Source organism: Nocardia ninae NBRC 108245 (assembly GCF_007990755.1).
Lineage (GTDB): Bacteria > Actinomycetota > Actinomycetes > Mycobacteriales > Mycobacteriaceae > Nocardia > Nocardia ninae.
This window is the reverse complement of the sequence record NZ_BJXA01000012.1, coordinates 22330-40922: the sequence shown is the minus strand read 5'-3', so window position 1 is coordinate 40922 and position 18593 is coordinate 22330. Positions and strand designations below refer to the sequence as shown.

General features: G+C 68.2%; 12 protein-coding genes. 6 read left to right on the top strand and 6 right to left on the bottom strand.

Annotation, left to right across the window (positions count from 1 at the left end; translation table 11 throughout):
- Positions 1-676: 676 nt before the first annotated feature.
- From uvrA to NN4_RS11660, 3 genes are all read right to left on the bottom strand, one after another.
- Positions 677-3715 (bottom strand): excinuclease ABC subunit UvrA, encoded by a 3039-nt coding sequence (uvrA, locus tag NN4_RS11670; protein WP_147129939.1) that lies wholly within the window; start codon positions 3713-3715, stop codon positions 677-679.
- 162 nt (positions 3716-3877) lie between these two features.
- Positions 3878-5989: an amylo-alpha-1,6-glucosidase gene (locus NN4_RS11665; RefSeq protein WP_147129938.1), complete on the bottom strand. Its 2112-nt coding sequence runs from the start codon at positions 5987-5989 to the stop codon at positions 3878-3880.
- 190 nt (positions 5990-6179) lie between these two features.
- The gene (locus tag NN4_RS11660; RefSeq protein WP_147129937.1) at positions 6180-7229 is read right to left on the bottom strand and encodes a glycosyltransferase; all 1050 of its coding nucleotides are present in this window, start codon (positions 7227-7229) and stop codon (positions 6180-6182) included.
- A gap of 334 nt (positions 7230-7563) precedes the next feature.
- On the opposite strand from NN4_RS11660, the gene NN4_RS11655 reads away from it, so the two are divergent.
- The gene (locus tag NN4_RS11655; protein WP_107655305.1) at positions 7564-8199 is read left to right on the top strand and encodes a response regulator; all 636 of its coding nucleotides are present in this window, start codon (positions 7564-7566) and stop codon (positions 8197-8199) included.
- A 9-nt stretch (positions 8200-8208) separates the two neighbouring features.
- Positions 8209-9408, top strand: coding sequence for a sensor histidine kinase (locus NN4_RS11650; RefSeq protein WP_147129936.1), 1200 nt, complete (start codon positions 8209-8211; stop codon positions 9406-9408).
- Positions 9409-9512: 104 nt separating this feature from the next.
- Here NN4_RS11650 and NN4_RS11645 read toward each other — a convergent pair whose 3' ends face one another.
- Positions 9513-10286, bottom strand: coding sequence for a sigma 54 modulation/S30EA ribosomal C-terminal domain-containing protein (locus NN4_RS11645; protein WP_147129935.1), 774 nt, complete (start codon positions 10284-10286; stop codon positions 9513-9515).
- 143 nt (positions 10287-10429) lie between these two features.
- On the opposite strand from NN4_RS11645, the gene NN4_RS11640 reads away from it, so the two are divergent.
- Entirely contained in the window at positions 10430-12136 is a 1707-nt protein-coding gene (locus NN4_RS11640) for a sensor histidine kinase (RefSeq protein WP_147129934.1), read from the top strand.
- A 143-nt stretch (positions 12137-12279) separates the two neighbouring features.
- On the opposite strand, the gene NN4_RS11635 is transcribed toward NN4_RS11640, so the two are convergent.
- Positions 12280-13470: a beta-ketoacyl synthase N-terminal-like domain-containing protein gene (locus tag NN4_RS11635; RefSeq protein WP_246180829.1), complete on the bottom strand. Its 1191-nt coding sequence runs from the start codon at positions 13468-13470 to the stop codon at positions 12280-12282.
- Between the two features lie 211 nt (positions 13471-13681).
- On the opposite strand from NN4_RS11635, the gene NN4_RS11630 reads away from it, so the two are divergent.
- The 3 genes from NN4_RS11630 (at position 13682) to NN4_RS11620 (ending at position 17854) form a co-directional block, all read left to right on the top strand.
- On the top strand, positions 13682-15028 hold the full coding sequence (locus tag NN4_RS11630; protein ID WP_147129933.1) for a diguanylate cyclase domain-containing protein: 1347 nt from the start codon (positions 13682-13684) through the stop codon (positions 15026-15028).
- A 12-nt stretch (positions 15029-15040) separates the two neighbouring features.
- Positions 15041-15358: an antibiotic biosynthesis monooxygenase family protein gene (locus tag NN4_RS11625; RefSeq protein ID WP_147129932.1), complete on the top strand. Its 318-nt coding sequence runs from the start codon at positions 15041-15043 to the stop codon at positions 15356-15358.
- 207 nt (positions 15359-15565) lie between these two features.
- Complete coding sequence (locus tag NN4_RS11620; RefSeq protein ID WP_371865646.1) at positions 15566-17854, top strand: HelD family protein; 2289 nt, start codon at positions 15566-15568, stop codon at positions 17852-17854.
- A 125-nt stretch (positions 17855-17979) separates the two neighbouring features.
- Here the strand turns inward: NN4_RS11620 and NN4_RS11615 are convergent, their stop codons facing one another.
- Positions 17980-18432, bottom strand: coding sequence for a universal stress protein (locus NN4_RS11615; RefSeq protein WP_014983412.1), 453 nt, complete (start codon positions 18430-18432; stop codon positions 17980-17982).
- Between the last annotated feature and the right edge of the window lie 161 nt (positions 18433-18593).

Genomic DNA, 18593 nt, shown 5'->3' with positions numbered 1-18593 from the left:
CGTGATCGTCGCCCTGATGCCACTACCGATGCCACTACCCCTGGCGCGGGCGAAGCGGCGGGCGGCGGCACAGGCGCGCCAGAATCCGATGCCACCACCGTTGCCACTGCGATCGGCACAGCCCGACGACCAAGCTTTACCGCAGGACACCCGCACCTGCCAAAGCCCGATCCTTGGGGCCAGCCGTGCATTCGCCAGGTGCAGGACGTGTCCCGACTCGACGACAGGGGTGGCAGCGGTGGGGTTCAACTGGTGGCGGGAGGCCGAGCCGGACGGCATGTCCGTGCAAGAGATCGTGGACCGCGTTCAGGCCGAATGGAGAGCTGAGCGTCGGCGTGTCGAGTCCCACGGCACCGGACCCGGTCCGCACGACGCGCCTGACCAGCCGCTGACCGTGTCCGATGCGCATTGGACTATGCAGCGGCATCGCGGATGCCGGATACAGGACTGCCCACGGAAGGCGGCCGCCCGGCAGGTGTTGATAGCTGCCGGGCGGATGAGCCCGGATCCGGCGCGGGAGTACTGAGAAAGCAGTTCCGGCACAACGTGATTCGCGCACGGCCGGGCCAGCGTTGCGAGCGTTTCCGGACACCGACGAGTACCGGGCGCCGACCGACGGATGGGCGTAAACAACGGTCGCGCCCCGGCTATTCGTCGGGGCGCGATCGCGGTGTACTCAGCGCAGCGCGGCCGCTTTGCGCGCCAAACGCTTGGTGGCGGTCTTCGCCGCCGCTTGTGCCTCGGTCGGCTTGTCGGCCGCTTTGGTGGCTTTCTTTGCGGGGGCCTTTTTGGCGGCCGCCTTGGTGGGCGAGGCCTTGGTGGCCGACGCCTTCTTCGCGGGCGCCTTCTTGGGGGCTTCGGCTTGTTCCAGCGCTTCGCGGAGGAACTGCCCGGTGTAGCTTTCGGCTACGGCGGCAACGTCTTCCGGGCTGCCTTCGGCGACTACCATGCCGCCGCCGGAGCCACCTTCGGGTCCCATGTCGATCACCCAGTCGGCGGTCTTGATGACGTCGAGGTTGTGTTCGATGACGATGACGGTGTTGCCCTTGTCGACGAGGCCGTTGATCACCTTGAGCAGCTTGCGGATGTCTTCGAAGTGCAGGCCGGTGGTCGGTTCGTCGAGGATGTAGACGGTGCGGCCGGTGGAGCGCTTCTGGAGTTCGGCGGACAGTTTCACGCGCTGGGCTTCGCCACCGGACAGGGTGGGGGCGCTCTGGCCGAGGCGGACGTAGCCGAGGCCGACGTCCACCAGGGTCTTGAGGTAGCGGTGGATGGAGCTGATGGGCTCGAAGAACTCCGCGCCCTCCTCGATCGACATGTCGAGGACCTCGGCGATGGTCTTGCCCTTGTAGTGCACCTCGAGGGTTTCCCGGTTGTAGCGGGCACCGTGGCAGACCTCGCACGGGACGTACACGTCCGGCAGGAAGTTCATCTCGATCTTCAGGGTGCCGTCGCCGGAGCACGCCTCGCAGCGACCGCCCTTGACGTTGAAGGAGAATCGGCCCGGCTGGTAGCCGCGCACCTTCGCCTCGGTGGTCGACGCGAACAGGGTGCGGATCTTGTCGAACACCCCGGTGTAGGTGGCCGGATTGGAGCGCGGGGTGCGGCCGATCGGCGACTGGTCCACCTGGACCAGCTTGTCCAGGTCGTCCAGCCCCTTGATCCTGGTGTGCCGGCCCGGCACCTGCCGCGCACCGTTGAGCTTGTTCGCCAGCACGGTCGCCAGAATGTCGTTGACCAGCGTCGACTTGCCGGAACCGGAGACGCCGGTGACCGCGGTGAGCACACCGAGCGGGAAGTTGACGTCGATACCGCGCAGGTTGTGCTCGGTCGCGCCGACCACGGTGAGCAGGCGCTTCTTGTCGATCGGGCGGCGAACCAGCGGCAGCTCGATCCGCTCACGGCCGGAAAGGTAAGCGCCGGTGAGGGATTCGGGCTCGGTGAGCAACTCCTGGTAGGGGCCGCTGTGCACCACGCGCCCACCGTGCTCACCGGCCAGCGGGCCGATGTCGACCACCCAGTCGGAGGCCCGGATGGTGTCCTCGTCGTGTTCGACGACGATCAGCGTGTTGCCGAGATTGCGCAGGCGGGTGAGGGTTTCGATGAGCCGCCGGTTGTCCCGCTGGTGCAGGCCGATGGACGGCTCGTCGAGCACGTAGAGCACGCCGACCAGTCCGGAGCCGATCTGGGTGGCGAGCCGGATACGTTGCGCCTCACCGCCGGACAGCGTCGCCGCGGCCCGGGAGAGCGACAGGTATTCCAGGCCGACGTCGAGCAGGAACCCGAGCCGCGCCTGCACTTCCTTGAGCACCTGCCCGGCGATCGCGGCCTCCCGCTCGCCCAGCGTGAGCGAGTTCAGGAACTTCGAGCACTCCCCGATGGACAGGTCGCTGACCTCGGCGATGGACTTGTTGTCGCCACCGGCGTTGATGGTGACCGCGAGGATCTCCGGGCGCAGCCGGGCACCGTCACAGACCGGGCACGGCACGTCGCGCATGTACCCGTCGTAGTGCTCCTTCATCTGCTCGGACTCGGTGCTCTCCATGCGCCGCTGCAGGAACGGCATCACGCCCTCGAAATCGGCGTAGTAGGAACGCTTCCGGCCGTAGCGGTTGGTGTAGGAGACGTGCACCTGGTCGGAGCTGCCCTCGAGCACGGCCTTGCGCGCCTTGAGCGGCAGCTTCTCCCACGGGGTGTCCATCGAGAAACCGACGGCCTCGGCCAAGCCGGACAGCAGCCGGGTGAAGTACTCGGCGGTCTGGCCGCGCGACCAGGGCGCGATGGCACCATCGTTCAAGCTGAGCGCCGGGTCGGGCACCACCAGATCGGGGTCGACCTCTTTGCGGATGCCGAGTCCGGTGCAGTCCGGGCAGGCGCCGTAGGGCGAGTTGAACGAGAACGACCGGGGTTCCAGATCTTCGATGTCGAGCGGGTGCCCGTTCGGGCAGGCCAGCCGCTCGGAGAAGCGACGCTCCCGGTCGTGCGCGTGCTCGTCCCGGTCGACGAAGTCGAGCACGACGATGCCGTCGGCCAGCCGCAGCGCGGTCTCGATCGAGTCGGTGAGGCGCTGTTTGGAGTTGTGCTTGACGGACAGTCGGTCGACGACCACCTCGACGTCGTGCTTCTCCTGCTTCTTCAGCTTCGGCGGATCGGTCAGCGGATACACCACGCCGTCGACCCGGACCCGGGAGTAGCCCTGGGTGTTCAGCTGGTCGAACAGGTCGACGAACTCACCCTTGCGGGTGCGCACCACCGGCGCGAGCACCTGGAATTTGATGCCCTCCTCCATGGCGAGCACCTGGTCGACGATCTGCTGCGGGGTCTGCTTGGCGATCAGCTCGCCACACACCGGGCAGTGCGGGGTGCCCGCGCGCGCATAGAGCAGGCGCAGGTAGTCGTACACCTCGGTGATGGTGCCGACGGTCGAGCGCGGGTTGCGGTTGGTCGACTTCTGGTCGATCGACACCGCGGGCGAGAGCCCCTCGATGAAGTCGACGTCGGGCTTGTCCATCTGCCCGAGGAATTGCCGCGCGTACGCCGACAGCGACTCCACGTACCGCCGCTGACCCTCGGCGAAGATCGTGTCGAACGCCAGACTCGACTTGCCGGAGCCGGACAGTCCGGTGAACACGATGAGACTGTCGCGGGGCAGGTCGAGGTCGACCCCCTTCAGGTTGTGCTCCCGAGCTCCGCGCACAGTGAGGCGTTCCGCCACCAGGTGTTTCCCTTCTCGATCGTGTTCAGATGAACCGACAAACGGCGTCCAGACGTATCCGGCCGTCATGCTAAACGCGCCCACCGACAAGTTTCGCTCGCGCGAGGTGTACCAGCTACAACGGCGCTCGCGCCGGCGATATCGCGGTGGGTTCCGCCAGGCTCAGTGCTCGGTCCGCCGCAGGTCGCCGGACAAACCGCAGACCTGCCAGCCCTCAGCGTCGACCGTGACCGACAGCACATTCGAGCCGACCCGCAGTCCGCCCACGCGTAGCGGCAGATAGCGAGCGGGGACCACCGGTGCGACCGACAGCACCCCCTCCGGAACACTCGGTTCCAGTCTCAACAGGGTACGCAAAAACAGCAACGGTGCGGCAGCCGCCCAGGCCTGCGGCGAACACGACGTCGGATAGGGCACGGGGATGTCGAACTCGGCGCGATCGAATCCGCAGAAGAGTTCGGGCAGCCGGTAGCCGAAGCGGGTCGAGGCGTCGAGCACGGCGGAGACCACCCGGTTCGCGTGGTCGGTGAAGCCGTAGCGCATCAGACCGGCGGCGCAGATCGCGTTGTCGTGCGGCCACACCGAGCCGTTGTGATAGCTGACCGGGTTGTAGGCGCCCATCGAGGTGGCGAGCGTGCGGATCCCCCAGCCGCTGAACATCTCCGGCGAGAGCAGGTGGTCGGCGACCCGCGCGGCCTTGTCGTCGTCGATGATGCCGGTCCACAGGCAGTGCCCGATATTGGAACTGAGCGCGTCGATCGGTCGCTTGTCCCGGTCCAGGCCGATCGCGTACCAGCCTTTGTCGGGCAGCCAGAACGCCTCGTTGAACGCGGTTTTCAACTGTGCGGCCTTGCCTCGCCAGCGCTCCGCGGCTTGGTGGTCGCCGCTACCCGCGGCGAGCGTGGCCCGTGCGAGATACGCCGCGTAGACGTAACCCTGCACCTCGGCCAGCGCGATGGGCGCCTCGGGCAGCGTGCCGTCGGCGAAGTTCACCCCGTCCCAGGAGTCCTTCCAGCCCTGGTTGGCCAGGCCGTGTTCGGCGGCGCACTGGTATTCGACGAAACCGTCGCCGTCCGCGTCGCCGTAGCGCTCGATCCATTCCAGCGCGCGATCGGCGTGCGGCAGCAGTTCGTCGCGGATCCGCGCGTCCAGCCCCCACCGGTACAACTCGCCGAGCAGCATGACGAACAGCGGCGTGGCGTCGGCGGTGCCGTAATAGGCGGTGCCGCCACCGAGCAGCAGCGTGGCCGCCCGGCCGAAGCGCACCTCGTGCGGGATCCGGCCCGGCTGCTCCTCGGTTGTCGCGTGCAGTTTCTTGCCCTGGAGATCGGCCAGGCTCTGCAGCGTGCCGACGGCCAGCCTGCGATCCAGCGGCAGCACCATCCAGGAGGTGAGGAGCGAGTCCCGGCCGAACAGCGCCATGAACCAGGGCGCGCCCGCGGCCACCACCGCGCGTTCGGGGTGGTCCGGGTCGAAGATGCGCAGCGCGCCGAGGTCGGTCAGGGTGCGTTGCAGCACGGAGGCGAGGGTTTCGTCCTCGGTGTGCACGGTCGGCGAGTTGGCGTACCACTCGCGCAACCGCTGTGCCGGCGCGCTGCGGTTCACCGGCGTGCCGCAGGGGTAGCGCGGCGGTGCGATATCGGTGCCGAGGGCGGGCAGGTACTCGATGCAGGTGGACCATTCCCCACGTCCGGGAAGGCTTACCTGCCAGCACAGTTCGCGGCCCGTCGCGGTGGCCGAGCTGCCACTGACGGTCACCGCCATGCCGAGCTCTTCGCGGCTGATCTGGATAGCGCCGTCCGTCGCCCGCGCCGCCGTGACCATCACCTGTTCGCGGCCGGTGCGCCCCTCCTTCACCTCGAACAGATCGGCGAAATCGGCGTCCAGTTCCAACCTGATCGTGCAGTCGAACGGCACGCTGGACAGGTTGCGCACCACCAGGTCCTCACGCATGCCGTCGCCGACATGCCTGCCGATGATCACCAGCGCGGTGCTGTCGGCGGTGCCCGCCCGCGGCGCGGTCCGGGCCAGCAACGTCGCGCTGTACGGCTCGTCGTAGCGCACGGTGAGCGGTTGCGGTTCCAGTCCGTCGACAGTGAGCCGCCAGTACGACAGCACCCTGGTGTCGCGAACGAACAAGCCCGCCGCGCGATTCGGCGTGATCGCGCCGTTGACGTCGCTGATGCAGAAGGTCGAGCCCTCGACGAGGGTGACCCCAGCGTTGATTGCCGTCGGCGCCTCCGTATCCGAGCCGTCGCCCCAGGGATGGGTCACGCGCTAGGCCCTGTGTCGAAGTCCGGCCGGATGCATCCGGTGGCTGGATCGTCGCCTGGCAAGGCGGAGGAGTTGCCGATACCGGGTTTGTATCGGCGACGACGACAACGCGGCCAGGCGGCGATCCAGCCACCGGAGGCACCGGATGGGACTTCGACACAGGGCCTCGCCCCGGGGGCGCTCGGCGAACTCACGCCACCGGAGTGGGCACCATGACCCGGGTCGTCCGCTCGGCCACGATGCGGCGGTAGAGCCGTTCGTGGTCGCGCGCCATCCGCAGCCTGCCGAACCGCTGCTCGGCCGCCGTGCGGCAAGCCCGGCGATCCAGCGTGTGCACCTTGTCCAGGGCGTCCACCATTTCGTTGACGTCGCGGCAGAGGAATCCGGTCCTGCCGTGGTCGACGATCTCCGGGGCCGCGCCGTTGGGGAACGCGAGAACCGGTGTGCCGCAAGCCAACGACTCGGCCATCACCAGCCCGAAGGGTTCGGGCCATTCGATCGGATTGATCAACGCGTCGGCGTGGCGCACCAGTTCGACCCGGCGCGCGGTCGGTTCCTCGCGCGGTTCGGGGTCGTCGGGGCCCATCAGTGGACGCACCCGCTCAGTGTAGTAGCGGCGCTCCTCGGGTTCGCGCATCTTGGTGATCATGAGCAGTTTGCGCCGGGCCAGCCGGGCGATCTGCACCGCGCGGTGCACGCCCTTCTCCTCGTTCATCCGGCCCACGAACACCACATATCCCCCGCCACCGGGGCCGTATTTGTAAGTGTTGAGGTCGATTCCGTGATGGATCACCTCGGCGATCGGCACGCTGCCCGCCATCCGCCGCTGCGACTCGGAGATCGCGACGATGTGCGCGTGGCGCGCCATCGAGCGGAACAGTTCCTGGCGCATCTCCGAGAACGGGCCGTGGTTGGTGACCACGACCGGCGGTCCGTCCTGGATGGCGCCGACGAACGGACCGAGTGAGGTGTGATCGTGGATGATGTCGACGTCGGCCAGCGTCTCGTAGGCGGCGAGCACGTGCATCAGCTCGGCCTCACCGACGCCGATCTGGCTGGTCGGCTGCTCGTACAGCGAGTAGCGGCGCACCGGGCAGGTGGATTCACCCACCGTGAAAAGGTGCACGTCGTGGCCGAGCATGTCGAGGCCGACGGAAAGATTGGCGACTACCGATTCGGTGCCGCCATAGGCGGGCGGTGGTACCGGTACCCATGGCGGAACTATCTGCCCGATTCTCATGGGAGCCTGCGTTCTTCGACGCCTCGGCCTTCCTCGGCGGAACCCCACTGCGCGCCGCAGCCACCGCAGCGCACCGAAATATCGGGTAGTTCATCAAAGGCATCGACTGCGTTGGATCCGCATCCCGGACAGGTGCGCGGCGATCCGAAGATCGCGCTGAAATCTAGTGTCGCTGAATATGTCATCTCGAGTTCCCACGTACATATGAGCCTTATGGCTCCGCTGCCCACGGCCCCTCTGGTTGACTTCATTGCAAGCTTACCCGGAACCTCGTTATCTACTCGAGGAATTCGCGCAGGCTCGTTTCGGCGAAAACGACGACAGGGAGGCCGCCGTGCTCGAGGTATTTCTCGTAGACGACCACGAAATCGTCCGGCGCGGCCTGGTCGATCTGCTGGAGGGCGACCCGGAGCTGACGGTGATCGGCGAGGCGGGTGATGTCGCGCAGGCGATGGCGCGAATCCCGGTGCTGCGCCCCGCGGTCGCGGTGCTCGACGTGCGACTGCCCGACGGCAACGGCATCGAACTGTGCCGCGATCTGCTGGCCGAGGTCGAGGGGCTGCGCTGCCTGATTCTCACCTCCTACACCGACGACCAGGCGATGCTCGACGCCATCCTGGCCGGGGCCAGCGGCTACGTCGTGAAGAACATCAAGGGCATGGAACTGGCCGCCGCGATCAAAGCGGTCGGCGCGGGCCGCTCGTTGCTGGACAACCGAGCCGCCGCCGCGTTGCGGGCCCGGCTGCGCGACGGCGCCCCCGACGACGACGGCCCGCTGGCCGGGCTCACCGAACAGGAACGGCGGCTGCTCGCTTTGCTCGGCGAGGGCCTCACCAACCGGCAGATCGCGGCGCGAATGTTCCTGGCCGAGAAGACGGTGAAGAACTACGTGTCGCGGCTGCTCGCCAAGCTCGGCATGGAGCGGCGGACCCAGGCGGCGGTGCTGGCCAGCAAGCTCGGCGAGCGCTGAACCCGCGACATGACGGACGCCGTGCCGAACTCCGTGATCGACACCCTGCGCGCCATCGTGGACACGGCCACCCGCATCGCCGTCGACCACGCCAGGCTCTACGAGTGGGCCCGCACCCGGCAGGCGTGGATCGAGGCGACCAGGGACATCGCCACCGAGTTCCTGGCCGGTACCGAATCGCAGCGGGTGCTCGCGCAGGTGGTCGAGCACGCGCGCACGTTGACCGAGTCGGCGCAGGCGATCCTCGCGGTGGTCGAGCCGGGCATCCCACCCGAAGAGGCCACCGAACTCGTTGTCGCGCAATGGTCGCGGGCGGCCGCGCCGGACGCGGAGCGCATCGTGCGGCTCACCGACACCGCCACGGGCAAGGCCTTCGCGGAGCGAACGACGGTGCACCTGGCCGATGCGCAGGGCATCGATCTGGGGGTGCCGGTCGGCGCGGCCGGGCCCGCGCTGATCCTGCCGCTGCACACGGCCGGAGTTGTGCTCGGCGTGCTCATTGTGGTGCGTGCGGCCGACGCCGCGCCGTACTCCGACGAGCTCGTCGCGCTCACCGCGGCGTTCACCGACCAGGCCGCCCTGGCCATGCAGCTCGCCGAGGCGCAGCGCCGGGCCCGTGAACTCGACGTGCTCGCCGATCGCGACCGGATCGCACGCGACCTGCACGATCACGTCATCCAGCGGGTCTTCGCGGTCGGGCTCGGACTACAGGGCCTGGCCGCGCGGGTCGACGATCCGCAAGTCCGGCAACGGCTTTCGGACGAGATCGACCGGCTACAGGAGATCGTGCACGAAATACGCACGACGATCTTCGATCTGCACGGCGGTACGGGTGCCTCGCTGCGGCGGCGCCTGGAGGATGCGATCCGGCAGCAGACCGCGGCGACCGCGATCCGGGCGCGGCTGCGCGTCGACGGGCCGCTGTCGGTGGTCGGGTCCGCGCTGGCCGACCACGCGGAAGCCGTTGTGCGCGAATCGGTCAGCAACGCCGTGCGGCATTCCGGTGGCGACGTGGTGACGATCGAGATCACCGTCGGCGACGAGTTGACCATCCTGGTGCAGGACAACGGTTCCGGCGTGCCCGGCGACGTAACCGCCAGTGGGCTGGCCAATCTCGCGCAGCGGGCCGGCGAATCGGAGGGGCGATGCAGTGTGGAGCGCGGTGCCGACGGTGGTACGCGGGTGCACTGGTCTGCCCCGCTGAGCTGACCGGGAGGCCGTGGCTGCGCCCCACCGGTAAACCGTTGACTGTCAGGCCGGTTGCTTCAGACGCCCCTCACCGTCAGACCGGTTCGTACGGACACCGGGAGCCGTCAGGCCGGTTCTACGAGGCTCAGATCGCCGTCGTAACGGCGGTACAGCAGCCGGCCGCGGCCGTCGATCGAGTCGGTGAAGAACAGGAACGGCAGGCCGTGATGACACAGAATCTGCGCGGCCCGGTCCTCGTCCAGGACGGGCGCCGGTTCCGGATCCACCGCGATCGGTAGCGAATTCACCCGGTGCGGGCTGTTCGTCACCGCATCCTGACGGGACAGCCGGACGCCGAGCGGGTCACCCCAGGCCACCACCGCGTCCACGCCGGTCTCGCTGTCGGTGAAGAGGTAAGCGTCGTAGTCCATCGCGTCCATCACCGCCGTCGCCTCGCCGGGGGTGCCGGTGAGTAGCTCGAACGGCTTGCGGCGCACGATCGGGCGCGGCTCGGTGACCTGCGCCAGCGGCGGGCGGGCCGGATCGGGCCAATCCCGGCCCTTGGTCGTCGCGAGCCGGGCCAGCTGCCGGTCCAGCCGTTCGGCGGCGAAGGTGACCGCGAACCCACCGGGGCCGGTCACCTGCACCCGGGTGGCGACGCCGCGGCAACGAATATTGGCCTGCACCACGGTCACCGCGTCGGTCTCCGGCGGCGCGGTGACCCGGACCCTGGTCGCCGCGTCGAGATGGTGGCGGCGCAGCACCCGGCCGATCGCCCGGACCGCCCGCGTCACGTCCACGTCCGGCACCGCGCCGAACGTGGTCACCGCCAAATCGAGATCACTCGCGGTCAGCCAATGTTGTGGTGCGGACGGATGCAGCAATCCCGACGACTTCATGTGACACGCCCTGACTTCGAATTCGATCCCGTCGCCCCATATCACCATCGCAATGCCCCGGCGAACAGGGCCGAAAGTCCCCCAAGGGCGAACTAGACTGGCGCGAGGCGCAGTTCACGCGCGCACCACAAGGGGAAACCGAGATGACCGAGGACCGCGGCACCGACCCCTACTCCGTGCGCGACACCCTCTCGCAACTGCGGCTGCGCGAGTTGCTCAGCGAGGTCAAGGAGCGTGTCGAACTCATTCTGGACTCGCGCGACCGGATGGACGGCCTGGTCGAGGCGATGCTCGCCGTCACCTCCGGGCTCGACCTGGACGAGACGCTGCGCACCATTGTGCGCACCGCGACCAGCCTGGTCGACGCCCGCTACGGCGCGCTCGCCGTGCGCGGCCACGACCAGCAGGTGGTGCAGTTCATCGACGAGGGCATGGACGACGAAACCCGCAGTGCCATCGGGCGTTTGCCCGCAGGCCACGGCGTACTCGGCGTCGTGTTCAACCAGTCGAAACCGCTCCGGCTCGATGAACTCACCAATCACCCTGCCTCCGTTGGCCTTCCACCGCACCACCCGCCGATGCACACCTTCCTCGGGGTGCCGGTGCGGATCCGCGGCGAGGTGTTCGGCAGCCTCTATCTGACCGAAAAGGCAGGCGGGCAACCCTTCACCGACGATGACGACGTACTCGTACAGGCCCTCGCGGCGGCCGCGGGCATCGCGGTGGACAACGCGCGGCTCTACGAATCGGCGCGCACCAGGCAGGCGTGGATCGCGGCGACCCGCGACATCGCCACCGAATTCCTGGCGGGTAACCGGTCCGCCAATGTGCTGGCGCACGTGGTCGAGCACGCCCGCACGCTGACCGGCTCGCACCAGTCCTTCCTCACCGGCCCCGACGAGGCCGGCGAGCTCGCGGTCACCCAATGGTGCGGTCCCGGTGCGGGATACGCGGACAAGGCCGTGCAGACCGAGGGCACCGCGCTCGGCGAGGCGTTCACCCGGCGCACCCCGCTGCGCTTCGACGACGCGAGCGCGATCAGCGTCGGCCTCGCGCTACCCGACGCCGGGCCGCTGCTGATCCTGCCGCTGTGTACCCCCGACAGCACGCTCGGTGTGCTCACCACGGTGCGCCCCGTCGGCGCCGCGCCGTACTCCGACGAGCTGGTCGAGCTGACCGCCGCGTTCACCGATCAGGCCGCGCTGGCCATGCAATTGGCCGACGCACAGCTGCGGATGCGCGAGATGGATCTGCTGGCCGACCGTGATCGGATCGCACGCGACCTGCACGACCACGTCATCCAGCGCCTGTTCGCGGTCGGCATCACCCTGCAGGGCGCCGTCGCCCGGGCTACCGTTCCCGAAGTGCGGCAGCGCCTTTCGACCGTGGTCAACGATCTGCAAGAGGTGGTGCAGGAGATCCGTACCTCGATCTTCGACCTGCACGGCGGCCACGGCAATCCGCTGCAGCAGCGGCTCGAGCAGGCGATCCGTCAGCAGACCACCGAAACCCCACTGCGGTCGACCTTTTCGGTGACCGGCCCACTGTCGGTGCTGGAAGCCGAACTGGCCGATCACGCCGAAGCCGTGGTGCGCGAGGCCGTCAGTAATGCGGTCCGGCACTCGGGGGCGGATACTGTCGCGGTGGAGATCAGTGTCGACGACGATCTGACCATCGCGGTGACCGACAACGGCTGGGGCATCCCGAATCACGTGGTGCGCAGCGGACTACGCAACTTGGAGCAGCGCGCGGAGAAGGCCGACGGACAGTTCAGCGTCGGCCCCGCGGGCAACACGACGGACGACGCCATGCCGGGGACCCGGCTGTGCTGGTCGGTGCCGCTGCCGTGAACCAGTGCATGCCGCGAAGACTCAGCGCACCGTCATGCGACCGAGCCGAGCATCAACGGGACGGAGTCGTGCGCCGACGCGTCGGCGCGGAACGTCGACGAGACGAGGTCGTGCGTCGACGAGGCCGAGTTGTGCCGCCAACCTCAATCGGCAGGCCCGAGCACCACGACAGAGTTGTTGCCGCCCATCCCCAGCGACAGTTTCGCGGTGATGCCACCCTCGAACGGCTGTGGTCCATCCAGCAGCCGCGGATGCGGTGCCGCGACGATCGGCGCCGCTGGCACGATGCCGCGGTCGTACCCGAGCGCGGCCACGGCCACCTCGACACCGGCTGCCGCACCCTGGCAGTGACCCGCCAGCGGTTTGAGCGCGTAGATGTGCGGCCGATCGTCGAACAGATTGGTCATCAGGTCCCGCTCCGCCATCTCGCATTGCCGCGTACCGGTGCCGTGCGCGTTGAAATAGCGCACGTCCTGCGCGGCCACCCCGGCATTGTCGAGGGCACGGCGGGTGCACTCGAAGATCTGCTCGTGGGTGGGGTCCACCGACACCACGTGATAGGCGTCGTTGGTCATCCCGCCACCGAGCATCGCCGCGTAGGGCCGATCCACCGAGCGGCTCAGCACGAACGCCACCGACGCCTCGCCGAAGCTGAAACCGCGGCTGCCCTCCTGGAACGGACGGCACCCGTCCAGCGGTTCGGTGTCGGTCACCGCGGCGCCGAGGCCGACGAAGTGCTCGACCATGTCGGGGGTGGCGGACATGTCGGTGGCGATACACACCACGTCGTCGGCGATGCCCGCGTCGAGCCAGAGCTGCGCGGTGATCAGCGCGACATTGGCCGAACTGCACGCCGCGGACACATTCATGGCGGGTCCGTGGAAGCCGTATTCCTGCATGAGCACCGAGATCGGCGTGGACGGGATCAACCGCATGTAGTCGCGGGATCGGCGATGGCCGTGATCGACGAGGTAGAAGTCACGCCAGTTGACCACGTCACCGAGCACGATCGCGTGCAGCAGACCGACCGTCCGGCCGGGCTGCCATCCCCGCGCCAGCGCATCGGTGATCGCCTCGCGGGCCGACTCGTGCATGGCTCGCCCGTACCGGCTGGTGCTGACCGCGTGGTCGCCACCGTCGGGCACCAGCGACACCCACGCATCCTGATCACGACCCGGGCCGTAGCCCGACTGCACCGAGGCGGCCGACTTCCCGCTCAGCAGGCCGTGCCACAAAGCCTCACGACCCCAGCCGTATGCCGTGACGGCACCGATCCCGGCGAACGTCATATGATCTTGATGCTGTTGTCGGTTGTTCGGGATGGTGTCCGGCATAGCATCGCTCCTTCACCGATTCCTGGGCCGATCTGCGGTCGGCCAGAAGTTTCTTACAGAACCGGTTCTGTAATGATCACCAGACAGAGCCCGATCAAGTGCTCGAACTGTGATCGAAGCAATAGCGTCGACGCTGTGATCTCCTGCACGTCGATACCAGAATAATCCCATGTTCCAATGGCCATAATCGGGTCGACGATCGGGGGTTCGAGTGGGTGAGGACAAGGTAGCCGCTGCGGTCGACGCCGCCGAGCAGCTAGCTGAGCGCTACCGTTCTCTGGTCGAGCACACGCCCGACGGCATCTGCGTGCACGAGCGCGGTGTCGTTGTCTACGTCAACCCTGCCACCGTGCGTTTACTCGCCGCCGACAGCGCCGACGACGTGATCGGCAAGCCACTCACCCAGTTCGTCCACCCCGGCTCGATCCCCGGCATGCTGGAGCGGATCAGCCACCTCACCACCAAGGGCGCCGCCTCGGTACCGACCGAGATGACGCTGGTCCGGGTGGACGGTGTCCCGGTGCCGGTGGAGACCGTGTCGGTGCTCACCGCCTGGCACGACCACCTCGCCTATCAGGTGGTCATCCACGACCTCACCGCCCAGCGCCACGCCGAAGCCGCGCAGCACCTGGCCGAGCAGCACTTCACCACGGTCGTCTCCCAGCTGGAGGAGGGCGTGGTGGTGATCGATCCGGAGGGTCGCATCGAGTCGGCCAACCCGGCGGCCATGCGCATCTTCGGCAGCGAGAACGCCCGTGACGAGCTCATCGGCAAAACCATCCAGTCCCTGCCGATGACCCTGCTCGACGCGAACGCGCAACCACTCCCGCCGACCCGCCACCCCATCGCCCGCACGCTGGCCACCGGCGAGACCATCACCGGCTACGTCTTCGGCGTCGACCGCGCCGACGGGCAGCGGCGCTGGCTCTCCGGCAGCAGCCGCCTGCTCAACCCCGACGATCCGCGCTCCTCGGCGGTGTCCTCGTTCGCCGACATCACCGAATTCCGGGCCAGCAGAAGGCAATTGGAATACCAAGCCACCCACGACTCGCTCACCGGGCTGGCGAACCGGTCGCTGATCCTGTCCCAGCTGGCGGGCGCGCTCGCCACCAGCGAGGACCTGCCGGTGTCCACCGTGCTGTTCATCGACCTGGACGGGTTCAAGGCGATCAACGACACGCTCGGGCACGCCATCGGCGACACCGTGCTGCAGATCGTCGCGCAACGGTTGCAGCGCGCGCTGCGCGGTGACGACCTGGTCGGCAGGCTCGGCGGCGACGAATTCCTGGTGCTGCTGTCCGGACGCACCCGGCGAGTCGATATCGACGCGCTGGTGGCCCGGCTGCGCTCGACGATGGCCGAGCCGATCATCGCGCGCGGGCACCGGATCGAGGTGAACGCCTCGATCGGCGTCACCCCGCTCACCGTGGGCGACCGCCGCACCCCCGAGGCCGTCCTGCACGACGCGGATCTGGCGATGTACCGGGCCAAGCCGACCGGGCACCGCGAGGGCGCGGTCAGCAAGGGACGCAGGCCGAACAGCACGCACGCGTCCTGACATGCTCCACCCATGATTCTCGAACACGCGCTGCTGCCTGTCCGGCCGGAATTGGCCGATGATTTCGAAGCCGCCTTCGCCCGCGCGCGGCCGATCATCGCGAGCATGCCCGGGTTCCGGTCGCTGTCGCTCAGCCGCTGTGTCGAGACGCCCGGCACCTACCTGCTGCTGGTGGAATGGGAGCGGCTCAGCGATCACGTCGAAGGTTTTCGCGGCTCGCCGGAATACCGGAAGTGGAAGGAGCTGTTGCATCACTTCTATGAGCCATTTCCGGTGGTCGAGCACTTCTCGCCGGTGATTGATCAACACAGCACGCCAGTGATCGACTGACACAGCATCCGTACACAACCCCACAGAGCGCGCCGACGGCCGTCGCACACCACGGCGAGCCGGCGACGCGATCACCGGTACACCAGCGGTTACGGCGAGCCCGCCGCAATCGCAGTAGACTCGACAACCTTGTTTTCCGAGCGTTCGCGTGCGCATTGCCATGCGTGTGTAGCGTTCGCTCGGCTCATCGCGGTGAAGGAGTTCAGTTTGCCCGACCTCACTCAGGATCGTGCCGCCAATGACGGCGCGCCGGAGCTGACCCGCGAGACCGAGCAGGAACAGGCGTACCTCTCGGTGCTGTACGACCGGCTCGACGAAATGCGCGAGTACGCGCGCAACCGGTTGCGCACCGTGCTGCTGGAATCCGGCGGCACCCCGCAGGCGCGTAGCGAGCGTGAATCGTTCAGCCAGCTCTACACCGAGGATCTGGCCAAATACGATGCCGCCGAACACGGTCTGTGTTTCGGCCGGATCGATCTGGCCGACGAGTACCGCTACATCGGCAGGCTCGGCATCCTCGACGAGAAGGACGACTACGAGACGCTGCTGCTGGACTGGCGCGCCCCGCTGGCCCGCCCGTTCTACCTGGCCACCACCGCCGCACCGGACGGCGTGACCCGGCGCAGGCACATCCGCTCGCGCAACCGCAGCGTCACCGCGATCAACGACGAGTACCTGGACCTGGATGCCGCCCGCCGGGCAGGCGCGACCGACGACGACGGCGGGGTCGGCAGCGAGAGCGCGCTGCTCGCCGCGCTCAACGCGGCCCGCACCGGGCACATGAACGACATCGTCGAGACCATCCAGCACGAGCAGGACGCGATCATCCGCTCGGAGCACAAGAGCGTGCTGGTCGTGCAGGGCGGGCCGGGCACCGGCAAGACGGCCGTCGCGCTGCACCGCGCCGCCTACCTGCTCTACACCTACCGCCAGCAGCTGGCCAAAAGCGGTGTGCTGATCATCGGGCCGAACGCCACCTTCCTGGACTACATCGGTCAGGTGCTGCCCTCGCTCGGTGAGACCGGCGTGCTGCTGTCCACCATCGGCGACCTCTACCCGGGTGTGAAAGCCGCCAGGGAGGATTCGTTGCGGGCCGGCGAGATCAAGGGCTCGCTGGACATGCTGGAGGTGCTCAAGCAGGCGGTCCGCGACCGGCAGGAAGTACCGGCCGAACCGATCCGGCTCAGCTTCGACGGCTACCCGGTGACGCTGGACCGCAAGATCGCCACCAAGGCCCGCGGCCGGGCGCGCTCCTCGCGCAGGCCGCACAACCTGGCCAGGCCGATCTTCACCAGCGCGGTGATCGACGCGCTCACCGATCAGCTGGCCGAGACCATGGGCGGCGACCTGTCCGGCGGACCGAGCCTGTTGAGCCGCACCGACATCGCCGAGATCCGCGACGAGATGCGGGCCGATCAGGAGATCCAGCAGGCCATCGGCACGTTGTGGCCGCTGCTGTCCCCGCAGGACGTGCTCGCCGATCTGCTCGCCGATCCCAAGCGGCTCGATCGAGTCGCGAGCACGCTGTCCGCCGAGGACCGCGCCGAGCTGGTGCGGCCGGACAACGGCGAGTTCAGCGCCGCCGACGCCCCGCTGCTCGACGAGCTGGCCGAGTTGCTCGGCGTGGACGACACCGAGGAGCGCGAACGTTCCCGGCGCCGCTGGCGGGCGCAGCTGGCCGAGGCGCAGGACGCGCTCGACATCCTGACCGGTTCGGCGCCACAGGATCTGGAAGACGACCTCGATCCGGAAATCCTGATGGCCTACGACCTGATCGACGCCAGCCAGCTGGCCGAGCGCCAGGATGTGCGCACCAGGCAGACCACCGCCGAGCGCGCCGCGGGCGACCGCACCTGGACCTACGGGCACGTCATCGTGGATGAGGCGCAGGAGCTCTCGGAGATGGCCTGGCGAATGGTGATGCGGCGCATCCCGAATCGCTGGATCACCGTGGTCGGCGATGTCGCGCAGACCGGTGACCCGGCCGGCGCCTCGTCCTGGCAGCGGGTGCTGGAACCGTATGTGGCCAAACGGTGGAAGCTCACCGAGCTGACCGTCAACTACCGGACCCCGGCCGAGATCATGGACGTCGCCGCGGACGTGCTCGCCGCGATCGATCCGGCGGCGTCGGCGCCGCGCTCGGTGCGCGACAGCGGAAATCCGCCGCGCGGATACCGAGTCGCCGCGAGCGACGTGCGCGACCAGATCGCGAAGCTGGTCGCCGGGGAGACCGGGCCGGGCACCACCGCGGTGATCGCGCCGCACGCGCTGGTCGAGGAGCTGGCCGAGCTGGCCGGTGAATCGGTGCGGGTGCTGACCGTGCACGATGTGAAGGGGCTGGAGTTCGACGCGGTGTATCTGGTGGAGCCGCAAGCGATCCTGGACGAATCACCGCGTGGGCTCAACGACCTGTACGTCGCACTGACCCGTGCGACGCAGCGGCTGGGTGTGGTGCACAGCGAGGAACTGCCGGAGGTGTTGCGCGCGCTGCGCTGAAAGGTGCGCTCTGCGTTGCGAACGGTCGTACGTCTGCCGCGCACCCTACGTCGGAAACAACTGGCTGAAACGAGAGAACTCCGCATCACACCAATGGGTGCAATGCGGAGTTCTCCGAAGTTCCGTCAGCGAACGGTGTGCACGATCAGCACATCCGAGCGCGACTTGCGGGCGACGTCCGACGGGACGGAGCCGAGCAGGCGACCGGTCAGCGTGTTCAGCCCACGGTTACCGACCACGAGCAGATCGGCGTCCACTTCCTTGGTCAGCGTGAGCAGCGACTCGACCGGCTCGCCGACCACGGCGCGCTCGACGATGTCCACCGCGCCCGCGGCCGCGGCCTTGTCCCGCGCGGTGCGCAGGATCTCGTTGGTCGGGGCAGACCCGCGCACCTGGTAGGCCTCTTCCTTGAGCACATCGGCGGCGGCGGCCACGTCGCGATCGTCGGTCGGGTAGTAGGCACACGCGATGACCAGGGTCGCGGCGGACACTCCAGCCAGCGCGGCGGCCTTCTCGACGGCGACGTATGACGAGTCCGAGCCATCAGTACCGACAACAATGGTCCGGTAGGCGGTCATTCTCTCCTCCAACTGTGCGGTTTAAGGGGTGCCCACGTCCGGGTTCCACACCAAGACGTGCCCCGGCGCAGCGACTTGGATCGACCCTAGCGGCAAACAGACCGGAAGTAACAGCAATCGCGACACATCACATCAGGGGTGTCCGGGTATTGGCGCCACAC